General features: G+C 70.4%; 12 protein-coding genes and 1 riboswitch. Of the genes, 11 read left to right on the top strand and 1 reads right to left on the bottom strand.

Features of this window, described 5'->3' with window-relative positions; genetic code table 11:
• From VGZ23_17370 to VGZ23_17345, 6 genes are all read left to right on the top strand, one after another.
• The coding region (locus VGZ23_17370; GenBank protein ID HEV2359363.1) for an ABC transporter permease at positions 1 to 910 on the top strand (910 nt) is incomplete at its 5' end.
• Positions 911 to 954: 44 nt separating this feature from the next.
• Positions 955 to 2175: a Zn-dependent hydrolase gene (locus VGZ23_17365; protein ID HEV2359362.1), complete on the top strand. Its 1221-nt coding sequence runs from the start codon at positions 955 to 957 to the stop codon at positions 2173 to 2175.
• Between the two features lie 27 nt (positions 2176 to 2202).
• On the top strand, positions 2203 to 2574 hold the full coding sequence (locus VGZ23_17360) for a DUF1844 domain-containing protein (GenBank protein HEV2359361.1): 372 nt from the start codon (positions 2203 to 2205) through the stop codon (positions 2572 to 2574).
• A 331-nt stretch (positions 2575 to 2905) separates the two neighbouring features.
• Positions 2906 to 5074 (top strand): thioredoxin domain-containing protein, encoded by a 2169-nt coding sequence (locus VGZ23_17355; GenBank protein HEV2359360.1) that lies wholly within the window; start codon positions 2906 to 2908, stop codon positions 5072 to 5074.
• Complete coding sequence (locus VGZ23_17350; GenBank protein HEV2359359.1) at positions 5071 to 5763, top strand: DUF309 domain-containing protein; 693 nt, start codon at positions 5071 to 5073, stop codon at positions 5761 to 5763. The genes VGZ23_17355 and VGZ23_17350 overlap by 4 nt, the downstream gene beginning before the upstream one ends.
• Positions 5764 to 5766: 3 nt before the next feature.
• Positions 5767 to 6708 carry a DUF72 domain-containing protein gene (locus tag VGZ23_17345; GenBank protein HEV2359358.1) on the top strand — a complete coding sequence of 314 codons (942 nt, stop codon included), beginning with the start codon at positions 5767 to 5769 and terminating at the stop codon, positions 6706 to 6708.
• 11 nt (positions 6709 to 6719) lie between these two features.
• Here the strand turns inward: VGZ23_17345 and VGZ23_17340 are convergent, their stop codons facing one another.
• Positions 6720 to 7469, bottom strand: a complete 750-nt coding sequence (locus VGZ23_17340; protein HEV2359357.1) for a class I SAM-dependent methyltransferase — start codon at positions 7467 to 7469, stop codon at positions 6720 to 6722.
• 173 nt (positions 7470 to 7642) lie between these two features.
• On the opposite strand from VGZ23_17340, the gene VGZ23_17335 reads away from it, so the two are divergent.
• The 5 genes from VGZ23_17335 to VGZ23_17315 form a co-directional block, all read left to right on the top strand.
• The gene (locus VGZ23_17335; protein HEV2359356.1) at positions 7643 to 8077 is read left to right on the top strand and encodes a hypothetical protein; all 435 of its coding nucleotides are present in this window, start codon (positions 7643 to 7645) and stop codon (positions 8075 to 8077) included.
• A gap of 67 nt (positions 8078 to 8144) precedes the next feature.
• Entirely contained in the window at positions 8145 to 9107 is a 963-nt protein-coding gene (locus VGZ23_17330; GenBank protein HEV2359355.1) for a copper amine oxidase N-terminal domain-containing protein, read from the top strand.
• Positions 9108 to 9365: 258 nt separating this feature from the next.
• A riboswitch (cyclic di-GMP riboswitch) is annotated at positions 9366 to 9444 on the top strand.
• A gap of 61 nt (positions 9445 to 9505) precedes the next feature.
• Entirely contained in the window at positions 9506 to 11809 is a 2304-nt protein-coding gene (locus VGZ23_17325) for an HD domain-containing phosphohydrolase (GenBank protein HEV2359354.1), read from the top strand.
• A gap of 156 nt (positions 11810 to 11965) precedes the next feature.
• A complete protein-coding gene (locus VGZ23_17320; protein HEV2359353.1) occupies positions 11966 to 13174 on the top strand; it encodes an HD domain-containing phosphohydrolase in 1209 nt (402 codons plus the stop codon).
• Between the two features lie 396 nt (positions 13175 to 13570).
• On the top strand, positions 13571 to 13824 hold a 254-nt coding region (locus VGZ23_17315), incomplete at its 3' end, for a hypothetical protein (GenBank protein HEV2359352.1).

Below are 13824 nucleotides of genomic sequence, written 5' to 3'. Positions count from 1 at the left end.
TCATGCTGGGGGGTTCCCGGACGTGAACGTCGCCGCCGGCGCGCTGCCGGCCGTCAGGCCCCGCGTTCCGGCGCGCCGGGGGCTGCGGCATCTGGCCGGCCGCTTCGCCCGCAACCGGCTGGCCCTGGCCGGATTGGCCGTGTTTGGGACGGTCCTCGTGATCGCAATCGCCGCGCCCTGGGTCGCGCCGTACTCGCCGATCAAGACGGACTTTTCGTCCTACCTGCGGCCCCCCGACGCCCGCCACCTGCTGGGGACCGACGAGTTGGGCCGCGACGTCCTGAGCCGCATCCTCTTCGGCTCGCGCGCCTCGCTCGAGGCCGGCGTCATCTCCGTGGGGCTCGGCATCTCCGCGGGGGTGCCGCTCGGCCTGGCCGCGGGCTTCTACGGCGGCCGGCTCGACGACGTGCTGATGCGGCTCACCGACGCGATGCTGTCGTTCCCGCCGCTGATCCTCGCGCTGGCCGTGGCCGCGGTCCTCGGCGTGGGCCTCGCGAAGGTGATGATCGCGATCGCGGTCGTGCTCGCGCCGGTCTTCATGCGCATCATGCGCGCGCAGGTGCTCTCGGAGCGGGGGCGGGAGTACATCCAGGCGGCCCGCGCGATGGGCGCCGCGGACCGGCGGATCATCTGGCGGCACCTCTTGCCCAACAGCGTCGCGCCGATCGTCGTGCAGGGCTCCCTCAACGTCGCCGGCGCGATCCTGACCGAAGCGACCCTGAGCTTCCTCGGACTCGGGACGCAGCCGCCCACGCCGTCGTGGGGCTCGATGCTGAACGCCGCGCAGCAGTACCTGACGCAGGCGCCGTGGCTGTCGATCTGGCCCGGCGTCGCGATCGCCGTCACGGTGTTCGCCGTCAACGTCGCCGGCGACGGCATTCGCGAAATCTGGGATCCGCGAACCCGCTGAGGCGCGGAGGCCGGGCTCACGGGCGGCCGTCGGAGGCGCATCGCATGCCGGTGACCATCGACGCGGGGCGACTCCGCCGCAGGCTGAAAATGCTCGCCGAGATCGGGCGTACCTCCGAGGGCGGCGTTACCCGCCTGTCGTATCGCGCCGAGCACGCGGCCGCGGTCCGGCTCGCCGCCGGGTGGATGGCGGACGCCGGCGGCCGGCCCGGCGTGGACGAGTGGGGCAACCTTCATGGTCTGGTGCCGGGTGCAGACGAGACGCGCGGGCCCATCGCCGCCGGGTCGCATCTCGACACGGTCCCGAACGGGGGCATGTTCGACGGCGCGCTCGGCGTCGTGGCGGCCGTCGAGGCGGCGCAGGCCGTCCGCGACGCCGGACTCCGGCTCGCCCGGCCGCTTCTGCTGCTCGCCTTCGCCGAAGAGGAGGGCACATCGTTCGGGGTCGGCTGCCTCGGGTCGCTCGCCGCCGTCGGCCGCGCCCCTTCGTCCGAAACGATCCACGATCGCGACGGTATCACGGCCGCCGAGCGGCTGCGGAAGTTCGACCCGGGCGTCGCCCGCGCTCCGCTCCCGCCGGCGATGGCCGCCTATCTCGAGCTCCACATCGAGCAAGGTCCGGTCCTGGCCTCGCGCGGAGCGCCGCTCGCGGCGGTTGAAGCGATCGTCGGCATCGCGCGCGCCACGCTTACGTTCCGCGGGCAGGCGAACCATGCCGGCACGACGCCGATGGACGCGCGTCGCGATGCGCTGTGGGGTGCCGCCGACCTCGTGGCGCACGTGCGGACGCTGGCCCGCGACACGGGGGGACGCGCCGTCGCCACGGTCGGCCGCCTCGCGGTGTCGCCCGGCGCGACGAACGTGATCCCGGGAGGCGCCGAGATGACCGTGGAGCTGCGCAGCGCCGATGCATCGGTCCTCGACGATCTGCGCGCCGGCGTCGAGGCGGCCGGGAGGGCGTCGGCGGAGCGCTTCGGCCTCGATCTCGCGACCGGCACCTGGCGCTCCGAGCCGCCGGTTCCGCTGGACACGGGCGTCCGCGCGGCCATCGTCGGCGCGGCGGGCGATCTTGGATGGCCGATCATTACGATGCCGAGCTGGGCGGGACACGACGCCAAGATTCTGGGCGTCCGCGTCCCCACGGGCATGATTTTCGTGCCGAGCGACCGAGGCATTAGTCACTCGCCGGACGAACACACGTCATGGGAGGACGCGGCGCGCGGCACGCAGGTGCTGTGCCGGACGCTCGAGCGGCTCGCCGTATGACGCGCCAGGCGACCCGAGGTGATGGCCGTGGTTGAAGAACCACCAGGGCGAGATTCGGCGCCGGAGGAACCGGGCCCGGAACACGCCGCCCCCGGCGACAGCGCGGCGGAGTCGCCGCGTCAGCAGGCCGTTCCGCTCGAGGCCGTCCCGACCCGAGAACTCCTGGTGTGGATGCTCGGCGTCCTCGGCGCGAAGGCGTGGCAGGGGATGGGCCTCGTCCCGAATCCCCTCAGCGGCAAGATCGAACGCGACCTTCCGGACGCCCGAGCGGCCATCGACGCGTTTTCCGCGCTTCTGGAAGGAGCGAAGCCGCATCTCGACGACCGGGTCCGCCGCGAGACCGAAGCGCTGTTGACCACGCTGCGCTTGAATTTCGTCGAAAAAAGCAGCGGTTCGTAGCGCCGGGTCGGCGGGGCGTTGTTATCCACACGTTGTTGTCCACATTATCCCGATATTCAGCGAACGAAGTTTCCGGATTGCGCGCACGCGATGGGTATGGTACAAATCTTTCTGGAGGCGCAAGCCCTCCGGCAAGGTAGCCGACTCAAACGCTCGCGCACGTGGACGCCGAAAGCTGGTCAAGCGTACTTCGGGGGTAACTCCGGAGAACGGCTGGCGGGCAGTAGGCACCGGCGGCGAGAGCCGAAGACGGTGACACGCCGGGGCGGTGAGCGCCTCCCGAATTTTTCCGTCTCCGTATCGGCTTCGGTATAATCACCCTGAGGACTCCATGGCGAACCATCTCGCCGGCGCCCGCAGCGCCTATTTGATCTCGGCCGCCCACCAACCGGTCGATTGGTATCCGTGGGGGGACGCGGCCTTCGATCGCGCCCGCACCGAGGACCGGCCGATCCTTCTCGACATCGGCGCGGTGTGGTGCCACTGGTGTCACGTGATCGACCGCGAGTCCTACGACGATCCGGACACCGCGGCGATCATCAACGCCCATTTCGTCCCCGTGAAGGTGGACCGCGACGAGCGGCCCGACGTGGACGTCCGCTACCAGAACGCGGTGGCCGCGATCACGGGGCAGGGCGGATGGCCGCTCACCGCGTTTCTGACGCCGGAAGGGCGGGTGTTCTTCGGCGGGACGTACTTTCCGCCGGACGCGGGACAGGGCCGCCCGGGGTTCAAGCAGGTGCTCCGCTCGGTCGCGGAGTTCTATCGGACCCACCGTGATCAGGCGCACGCGTATGCCGGCGAGCTCTATCAGGCGCTCCACCGCCTCGGGGACGTGCGGGACACCGGCGAGGTCCTGACCCCGGGTCTCGTCTCCGCCGCGGTCGCCGACATCACCCGACAGTTCGATCCCGGCCACGGCGGGTTCGGCGGCGCGCCCAAGTTTCCGCACCCAAGCGCGCTCGAGCTGCTGCTCCGGCGGCACGAGCAAAGCCGGGATCCCGAGCTGTTGTCGATCGTCGCGCGGACGCTCGAGCGGATGGCCCGCGGCGGCGTCTACGACCAGCTCGGCGGCGGCTTCCACCGGTACTCGGTCGATGCCGCCTGGATCGTCCCGCACTTCGAAAAGATGCTCTACGACAACGCCGGGCTGCTCGCAAACTACGCGGGCGCGTTTCGGGCGGGCGGCAACCCGCTGTTTCGCGAGACGGCGGAGGGCATCGTCGGCTACGTCCGCGGAACGCTCATGGACGCGGACGGCGGCTTCTACACGAGCCAGGACGCCGACATCTCGCTGCACGACGACGGGGACTACTACACGTGGACGCGGGACGAAGCGGCGACGGCCCTCTCCGCCGACGAGCTGGCGGCGGCCGCGCTGCGGTACCATCTCGACGGACCGGGGGAGATGCACCACGACCCGCGCCGGCACGTGCTCTACGTCGACAAGGATCCCGACGTCATCGCCGCGTTGCTCACGCGCCCGGTCGACGAGGTCCTCGCCCTCCTGGCGCGGGTTCGGGGGCGGCTGCTGGCGGCGCGCGCGGCGCGGCCCGCACCGTTCGTAGATCGCACGATCTACGCCGGCTGGAACGGCATGATGATCTCGGCGTTCTTTGCCGCGTCGCGCCTTCCCGGGCTTGATGGGGTGGCCGCCGACGCGGTCCGGGCGCTCGAGCGCGTCATCCGCGACGCATATGCGCCCGGCCCGGCACCCGACCGCGCCCGCCCGCCGGGAGACGGCGCGGGCCGCGGCTTCCGCCATGTCGTCGGCGATGCCGGCAGCGTCGGGGGCCTCCTCGACGACCAGGTGCACATGGCGGCCGCGCTGCTCGACGGATTCGAGCACACGGGCGAGCCGCGCTACCTGCGCTGCGCGATCGAGACGATGGACTACGTCCTCGACGAGTTTCGCCCGCCGTCGGGGGCGTTCTACGACGTCGCCCGGAACCGCGTCGCGGGCCGCAGCGCTCCGGGCGGGCTCGGGCTGCCGTACGTGCCGGTGCAAGACGCGCCGACCCCGTCCGGGAACGGCGTTGCGATCCAGGCCCTCGAACGGCTGGGGGCGCTCACGGGGGACGGGCGGTACCGCGACGAGGCCGGGCGTGCGCTCCGCGCGTGCGCGCCGGGCCGCGTGGAGCAGGGTCTGTTTGCGGCGACGGTCGGCCTCGCGCTCGAAACGCACCTTGCGCCCCCGCTGCACGTCGTCGTCGTGGGTCCCCGCGGGGATCCTCGGACCCGCGCGCTGCACGCGGCCGCGCTCGGAACCTACCGGCACGGGCTCGTCGTGCAGCTCTACGATCCCGCGGGCGACGGCCTGTCCCCGACAGGGGGCACGGCGGGACGGCTGCCGGCCGTGGTGGCGGACGGCGATGCGACCACCGGAGCCGCGGCGGCACCGCGCGCGTACGCCTGCACCGCCACCGAATGCGCGGAGCCCGCCACATCCCCGGAGGCCCTGGCCGATCGGATCCGGACGTTCGGGCGCCTCGCCGGGTGAGCTACGTCCGCCTCAAGCACACGCTGTCGTCGATCGCGCTCGCCTCGCTGGCCGATCCCGGCCGCGCCGCGGCGGCGCCGGCAATGGCGGCGTACGCCGCGTTGAGTCCGATCGGAGACGCGGTGCCGGCGGCGGCGATCGCCCGGCGCGCCGCGATGGAGCCGAGTAGCGTCCGGCGCGCGCTCCTCGCGACGGGGTTGTTCACGGATGGCGCGGACGGCCCGGCGCTGGCCGCGCCCTACCGGCCACACGCCGCGTATTTTCACCGGCAGGCGGCCCGGCTCGCCGAGGCGCTGCGCCTCGCCGAGCGCCACGCGCCCCCCGGGGTGCCGCTCGAGGTTTACCGCGGTGCCGCCCTGTTCAACGCCGGCTTGTTCTTCGAGTGCCACGAGTACCTCGAGGACGTCTGGCGGAACAGCCGTCCGCCGGAGCGCGAATTCTACCACGGGCTCGTCCAGGCGGCGGCCGGTTGCTACCATGCGGAGAAGGGCAACGCGCACGGCGCGGCTGTGCTGCTCGGCAAGGCGCGGGCGAAACTGACGGCGTACGGGCCGCGCTTCCTCGGCGTAGACGTGGACGCGCTGCTGACCTCGCTCGACCCCGTGGAGCGGGCCGCACGCAACGGCTTCGGACAACCTGCCTCGCGGCCTTACAGCGGCCCCCGCCCCGTGCTCGGCTTCGCCGCGTAGGCCATGCCGGCGCGCGACCAGTTGTCGCTCCTCCCGCCGTCCGGTCCCGCGCCGATCGACGGCCGCATCTACGTCGGGACGTGCTCCTGGGCGGAAAAGTCGTTCGTGAAGAGCGAGTTCTACCCGCCGGGCGTCCGGAGCGCGTCCGACCGGCTGCGGTACTATGCGGGACAATTTCCGACCGTCGAGGTCGATGCGTCCTACTTCGCGCTCCTGCCGGCGGCCTACAGCCGCCGGTGGGTCGAGGACACACCGCCCGGCTTCGTCATGAACGTCAAGGCGTTCGGGCTGTTCACGGGACACGCCGTCGGCGTCAAGCGCCTCCCGCCCGGCTTCGCGGCGCTGCTCCCGGAGCGGGTGCGGAAGGCCGCGGAAGTCAAGCTCCTGGATGTCTCGGAAGAGTTTCGAAACGCCTGCTGGGACGCGTATCGCGCCTTTCTGGCGCCGCTCGCCGAGGCGGGGAAACTCGGGTACGTCTTGTTCCAACTGCCGCCCGGCATCCGCTATGGGCCGCTGATCATGGAAGAAATGGAGCGGACGGTGCGGGAGCTGCCCGGCCGCCAACTCGCCGTCGAGTTCCGGCACCGCGACTGGGCGCGGCACCCGGAGGTGTTCGACGAGCTGTCGCGCCTCGGCCTCGCTTACGTCATGGTGGACCTGCCCGACCTGCCCTGGCTCATGCCGCCGGTCGAGCGCGTCACCTCCGGCGTCGCGGTCATCCGGTTTCATGGGCGAAACCGCGAGGGCTGGGCGCGCGCCGGCGCGTCGACCGATCAGCGGTACGACTACGCATATTCGGCGGACGAGCTCCGCCACTGGGCCGGCGTCGCCCGGCGCCTCGGCGAGCGCACCGACAGACTCTACGCGATGTTCAACAATCACGTGGGCGGGGCCATGGCCCGCGACGCCCGGGCGCTCGCGGCGCTGCTCGAAGGAGCGGGGTAGACCCGGGCGAGTCAGCTCCGCCGGGCCGCGTAGAAGACGCGCCCGGTTTCGGCGGTCACCTCGTCGAACGACGGGCTGCTCCAGCGCCCCAGCACCTCGAACCCGGCGGCCTTCAACGAGGCATCGATCGCCGGAATCGGGTACCCGCGCTCGCGGTGCACTTCCCGGACGCGTTCGTACAGGTCGTCTTGCCGTTGCAGGAACGCGTTGACCCGGAGCGTGGCGATCCCGGTGTCGTAATCGAAGGCGCTCTGATCGGCTTCGAACGCATCGTCGGCGTCCTGGATGATCCAGACCCGGTTGCCCCATCGCGTGGCCAGCCCGCGGACCGTGTTCATGTCGAACAGAAACAGCCCGCCGGGGCGGAGCGCGGCGGCGACGGCGCCCATCGCGCGGCGCAGCTCTCCTTCGTCGACGAGGTAGTTGAGGCTGTCGTAGAGGCACGTGGCCGCGTCCACCGGGTGCGGCAGCCGGAGGTCCCGCATGTCCTGCTCGAGCCAGTCCACGTGGACGCCGCTGCGGTCCGCGGCGGCCCGGGCCAGCGCGAGCATCTCCGGCGATTGGTCGATCCCGGTCATCTGCAGTCCCTGCCGGGCCATGGCGACGGCGAATTCGCCGCCGCCGCAGGCGACGTCGGCGAGCGTCCGGACGCCGCTGCCGTGCCGCTCCAGCACCGTGGAAACCCACGGGACCAGCAGCAGGCTGAACCGCCCCTGGCCGGCTTTGGCGTAGGCCTCCGCGTACCGACGATAGATGCTCACCGGCCGAGGGTTCGCCCGGTCCGGACGCCGTTCCTGTGACGGCCGCCGGGATTCGCGCGACCGCCTCCGGGGAAAAATTAACCGGAGGTGCGCGTTGGGCTTTGCGCGCCCCATTCGAACCGAGCATTGCGGGGGCATCCGCGACCGGGATGCTTCGAGGAGGCGGCATCTATATGGTGCAAACGGTTGTAATCGTCATTCTTCTCGCGCTCGATGCGGCCATCGTGTTGTCGAATCAGCCGGCGTTCCAGGGCGCTATGACGCTCAACGTGCCCGGCCTGTCGGGACAGGCGATCGTCGTGACGATGCAGATGCTGATGACCGCGGCCGGCGCCGCGCTCGTCCTCGCGTGGATCGCCGCGCTGGTCGACCGGGCGGCGCTCGACCGCCGCGTCCAAAACGACGAGCGCACGATGCGGGTGATGAGCGACGAGATGCAGCGCGTGAAAGCCAAGGCTTACGATCAGGAACGGCAGCCGCTCGAGGACATCCGGACGAAGCTCGAGACGCTCGATCGTGACATCCGCGGTCTGCGCGCCCGGCTCGACCGGGAGCCGCTGGCGAAGCCGGTGGACGCGCTGCCGAAAACGGCGGACGCGGTGCGCTGACGCTTGCTGCGGCCGGCGCCTTGAGGTATCTGCCCTCGAGGCGGGTCGCCCGGAGGTGGTGGATCATATGAGGAGTCGCTTCGGCGTCCGGCTCCTGGCCGGAGCCTTGATTGCCGCGGCCGCGGGCGCGGTGATCGCCGCGCAGGCCCAGACCCCGGCTCCGTCCGTGCGGGTGCTGGTGGACGGTCGGCCCGTGGCCTTCGACGTTCCTCCGGTCATGGTGTCGGGGCGGGTATTGGTGCCGCTCCGGGGCGTCTTCGAGCGGCTCGGGGCAGTCGTGACGTGGGATCCTGTAACGCAGACCGTCCTCGCCGCACGGGGGGACACGACAATGTCACTGCGCGTCGGTAGTCCCGCGGCCAGCGTGAACGGGCAGCCGACCACGATGGATGTGCCGGCGATTCTCGTCGGCGGCCGGACCATGGTGCCCCTGCGGTTTGTCAGCCAGGCGCTCGGGGCATCGGTCGGGTGGGATCCGGCCACGACGACGGTGCAGATCGGCAGCCAGGCGGCCACGCCGGTCCAGCCGCTGCCGCCGTCCCAGAATTATCCGGCCGCGCAGCCGCCGGCCGCGCCGGCGCCCACGTCCGCGACCGTGAACGGAACCGTGGTCAGCGTGAACGCCTCGGCCGCGCCGGGCCAGATCATGGTGCAGAGTGGAAATGCCGTCTATACCTATGCCGTGGCTCCGACGACGTCGATCATCCGTATCAACGCGGCCGACAACACGGGCGGCTCGGCGGCGCTCGCCGACATCAGGCCCGGCGATTTCGTCGAGGTGACCGTGGATCAGAACGGGGTCGCGCAGTCGGTCCGCGCGTCGTTCAAACAGGTGACGGGGAAAGTGCTCGCCACGACCAGCTCCGGCGTGGTGGTGCTGGAGAACGGCGATTCCTACCATTTGAGCGCGTTCGCGGTCGCGACGCGGGCGGGGGCTTCCGTGGCTCCCGCCACCGTCCATGCGGGCGACATGGTCACCCTGCGGGTGAACCCGCACACCAACGAAGTGTGGCAGATCACGATCCAGTAGCGGCACATCGGCACAGAACATCAGACCGGCGGCGGGTCCGATCGCGCCGCCGGTCGTGCGTCGGGCGGCCGAGATCGCGGCGATTCGGGACGAGGGTGTTCCCGCAAAGCACCTCCGAACTTGCCGGTGAACTCATGGCGACTTGCGTTGACATCCGCACGCGGACACGATTATAGTGTCGGCACGACGCACTGCCCACGTCGGTGCGGGAGTGCTGAGCGAGAACGGCGGGGGGCATAACACCTGCCGGGTGTCTGCGGTCGATAAAGGCAAACCCGCGGTGACGCGGGGACGCAAAGCCACGGGACCCTTCGCGTGGGTCAGCCGGGTTGCCGAAGCCGGACGTTGACTGGTCGTTCGGCTTTTGTCTTTGCAACTCGCACGAGAGGGGAGCAGCGATGGCTGTGGCCGGGATGGCGGCCGGTGCGCCGGTCGTGGATGACGGTGAGCAGCGGGCCGCGTTCACGGCGCGCCTCGCCGCCGCCGTCGAGATGCTCGCCGGCCCCATCGGAGCAGAATCCGCCCCCGCAATCGGCCGCGCGCTTCTCACGGTGACCGAGGTGCCTCGCGCGGCGGTCTTCTACCGCTCCCCGAGCGGTATCGTGAGTTGTCCGTGGAGCCACGGCCTATCGGACACCTACGTCCGTGAACTCGTCACCCCGGACGGCGTCAATCCGTGGGCGCACATCATGCGCCATCCCGAGCTGAGATGCATGGATCTGCCGAAGGGCGGGCGGACGGCTACTCCCGGCGCGTCGCTCGTGCGCGACATCCGCGAGTGGCCGTCCGGCAGTGCCGAGATTATCGATCGGGCCGAGCGGGAGGGTCTTCGCTCGATTTGTTCCTGGTCGCTGATTCGAGGCGGCCGGGTGGTCGGCGCGGTGGCGTACTACTATGATGCTCCTCACGCCTGCTCGGGGCCGGAACAGGAAGTCATGCACGCATTCGCGCTGCAGGCGGCGACCGTCATCGACCACGGGATCGCGCGTGCGCGCACCGAGACGACGACGGACGCGGCGGTCCGGACCGCCGCGCCGGCGGCGCCGGCACGGTCCGAGGGAGAGATTTTCCGGGTCGCCGAGTCACCGCGGATGCTCGAATCCGCCGCGCCTCATCTCACGGTGGTCCCGTTCGAGTCGCGCGAGCGGACTCCGGCGGTCTCACAACAGGATCTCGCACTCGGGCAGACGCCGCTCGCGGACGCATGGGCGTCGCTGGAGACAGCGTACCGCCGGCTGATCGAGGCGCAGGCGGCGCTCGTTGCGGAGACAGCGCGATTGACGGAGACACGGACCGAGCTCGACGCCGCGGAAGCCGCGCTGAACCGCGACCGGGAGCGGTTGGAGGAGGAGGAAGCGCGGGTCGCCGCGGCGCGGCAGGACGTGGAAATCGTGCGCGCCGAGGTGCGCGAGGCCGGCGCTGAGGTCGAGCAGCAGCAGAGGCAGTTGCTCGAGACCCGCCGAGCGGTCGACGAGGAGCGGGCGCGGCTCGCCGAAGCGCAGCGCGAGCACGCGGCGGAATTGAATCGGCTGGCCGATGGCCAAACAGAAGTTGAGGCGGAGCGGACCCGCCTCGCGGGCGAGCGGGCGCAACTGGCGGCGATCGGGGCGGAACTGGCAGACGAGAAAGCGCGACTCTCGGAAAGCGAGGGCCGGTTGCGCGAGGAGGGCGACCGCGTCGCGGCAGCGCGGCAGGAGCTCGCGGCCGAAGAGGTCCGGCTCGCAGCGGACAAGGCGTCGCTTGAGGCCGAGTCCCGGCGGCTCGCGGAGGCCCAGGCGGCCGCCGCCGCCGAGAATGATCGGTTGGCGGGCCGGCAACGATATCTGGATGCCGAGCTGGCCAGGCTGACGGTCGAGCGTCAGGAGCAGGAACGGGAGGCTGCGCACGCGGGATCGCTCGAGGCCGGCACCGGCGAGGCTGCTACCGATGAGGCTGCGCGACAGCTGCCGGCCGCGGCGCAACGGGGGACGGACGACGATGTGGCGCCCGCGGCGGAGGCGCAGGCGGATGGGGATGCCGGCCGAGAGGCCGGTCATGAAACGCCGCCGGATGCCAAGATGGCCGACGTTCCGGCGCCGGAGGCCGCCGGAACGACCTACAAGGTGCTCGTCGAGCGAGCCCGCGCCGCGGGCCTGCCGAACGGCGACGGCCAGATCACCGCGGTGGCGCAGTTGCTCGACCTGCATGACGGCCATGCCTCCGGGTACGGCGCGCGTCTGGCGGAATGGGCGGAGGCTCTGGCCCGGGCGCTCTCGTGCTCGACCGAGGAGATCCAAGCCGCACGCCGGGCCGCGTTCCTCCACGACATCGGCAAGATCGACGTGCCGGAGACGACGTTGAGAAAGGCGACGGGGCTGACCGCCGACGAGGACGCCATGCTGCGCGACCAGCCGATCGCCGCCTACCGGATGCTCCACGACGTCCCCGGATTGGGCGATGTCGCGACGATCCTCCGGCATCGGTTTGAACAATGGAACGGGACCGGTCGCCCGGACGGGCTCAAAGGAGACCTGATTCCCCTGGGCGCGAGGATCCTTGCCGTGGTTGAAACCTATGGCGAAATGCTCACCGGCCGTCCCGGAGGCCCGAAGCTGTACTATCGCGACGCGATCTCTGTTCTGAGAGGCCGGGCCGGAACGCGGTTCGATCCCAAGGTCGCCGATACGTTCTGCCAGGTCGTCGCGCCCGGAATCGAGCGATAACACCGCTAAGCGAAGACACCGGCGCCCCCGTGTCGTTCCAGAGGGCCGGTCGGGTCGCGCGTCTATCGCCGGTTTCACATGGGTATTTATGAAGTTTGTCAACGCTCCATTCATCGCCGCCGGTCGGGTTGCGGAAAAAGGGGGCGGAAATCTCTCTTGAGTGCCGCCGGTTTGTCGGCAATTCTCGGCCACCTGAATCGGTTTCTGGTCCCGCAGAGGAAGCCCGGCTCCGGCGTTGCCGCCCGCGACGGCGCGCAGGGGGACGACGGGACATCCGCGCCGGTGCGGCAAGAGGCCGCGCTCCGGGCGACCGAGACGGCGCTCGCGTCCAGCCTGGACGTACGGGTGGTCCTCAGCGTCCTCGTTGACCAGACGATCGGCCAACTCCGGGCCGATGCCGCCGACGTCCTTCTGCTCGATGCATCCACCCAGACGCTGAAGTACGCCGCGGGGCGGGGTTTCCGAACCACGGCGGCGCCGCACCACACGCTGCACCTCGGGACAGGTCATGCCGGGCGGGCCGTCCTCGAGCGCACGCGGGTCAGTGTTCCAAACCTTCGTGGTCAGATCGACGACCCCGTCCGGCAGCGGTTGTTCGCCGAGGAGAAATTCCGCGCCTACGACGCGGCGCCGCTGATTGCCCGGGGACACGTCAAAGGGGTCTTGGAAGTCTTCCACCGCGCGCCCGCGGCGCGGGAGGAGCCGTGGTTTGACTTACTCGAGGCGCTGGCGGGGCAGGCGGCCATCGCCGTCGATAATGCCGCCCTCTTCGGGGAGCTGCAGCGAACGAACATGCAACTGACGCTCGCCTATGATCGCACGATCGAAGGATGGTCCCGGGCGCTGGACCTGCGCGACAAGGAGACCGAAGGACACAGCGAGCGCGTCGCGGAGATGACCGTTCAACTTGCGCGCGCCCTGGCCGTGCCGGAGGCCGAGATCATCCACGTCCGGCGCGGGGCTCTGCTGCACGACATCGGCAAGATGGCCCTTCCCGACAGCATGCTGTTCAAACAGGGCCCGTTGACCGACGAGGAGTGGGTCATCATGCGCCTGCATCCCATTCACGCCTACGAATTGCTCGCCCCAATCGACTACCTGCGTCCGGCGGTCGACATTCCATACTGCCATCACGAGAAGTGGGATGGGACGGGGTATCCCCGCGGCCTCAAGGGCGAACAAATTCCATTGGCGGCGCGCATCTTCGCGGTTGTAGACGTCTTGGACGCCCTCCGCTCGGACCGGTCCTACCGCCGTGCGTGGACCGACGCGAGGGCGCGCGAATATCTCCGGACACGCTCCGGCACCTCCTTCGACCCGGGGGTCGTGAAGGCACTCCTGGCGCACACCGAGGCGGCCGGCTAAGCAAGACCGGGGAGCGTGTAACGCATCGGCCGCGTGTGTGATCGTGCCGCCCGCCGTGCCGCGAAAAATGGCACCGTCTTGAAATCTATGCTACCCTAGAAGGGTACCTTCGAGCGTCCGGCCGAGCGCACGGTTTTCCCCGAAGACCTCGACGATACGCGGCCTCTGATTCGATCGCAACGAGAGGACTGATGCGATGCGAAGGGATCAACGTCAAACCGGCAGTGCCCGTACCGCCAAGCCGACTAAGATGGAGTTGGTCCGCGCAGCCATGGGGCGGGTGCAACCGGGGCCCTTCCCCTGGGACCTGTCGATGCCGGACACCAGGAAGCCATCCAATAGGGAACTGCGCCGGTCGTTTGGGATCAAGTTTGCGACGCAGAAACGATAGGTATCGTGGACACCCTGAGGCGTCCCATCAACGCGGCCGCGCTCGAAGCGCGGGAGCGGACCGCGCGGATTCGCGCCGCGGCCCGCAAAGGCCGGACCACGGCGGAGATCGCCGAAACGTATGACTTCCCGCTCAAGATGGTGGAGCAGATCCTCGCGCCTGTCGCCGACGTGCGGCTGTCCGACCCCGCGCATCTGCTGAACGACCGCGCCGTGGCGGCGGGACTTCCCGCCGCGGACATTCAAGTGTACTGGGCGGG

It is taken from the genome of bacterium (assembly GCA_035945995.1).
In the GTDB taxonomy this organism is placed as follows: Bacteria; Sysuimicrobiota; Sysuimicrobiia; order Sysuimicrobiales; family Segetimicrobiaceae; genus DASSJF01.
The sequence above is the reverse complement of the archived record's forward strand: the minus strand, read 5'-3'. Positions and strand labels throughout refer to the sequence as shown.

Excerpts from the sequence above, each read along its gene's own strand:
- VGZ23_17330 (HEV2359355.1), top strand. The coding sequence starts at position 8,145 with ATGAGGAGTCGCTTCGGCGTCCGGCTCCTGGCCGGAGCCTTGATTGCC.
- VGZ23_17335 (HEV2359356.1), top strand. The coding sequence starts at position 7,643 with ATGGTGCAAACGGTTGTAATCGTCATTCTTCTCGCGCTCGATGCGGCC.
- VGZ23_17325 (HEV2359354.1), top strand. The coding sequence starts at position 9,506 with ATGGCTGTGGCCGGGATGGCGGCCGGTGCGCCGGTCGTGGATGACGGT.
- VGZ23_17365 (HEV2359362.1), top strand. The coding sequence starts at position 955 with ATGCCGGTGACCATCGACGCGGGGCGACTCCGCCGCAGGCTGAAAATG.
- VGZ23_17345 (HEV2359358.1), top strand. The coding sequence starts at position 5,767 with ATGCCGGCGCGCGACCAGTTGTCGCTCCTCCCGCCGTCCGGTCCCGCG.
- VGZ23_17355 (HEV2359360.1), top strand. The coding sequence starts at position 2,906 with ATGGCGAACCATCTCGCCGGCGCCCGCAGCGCCTATTTGATCTCGGCC.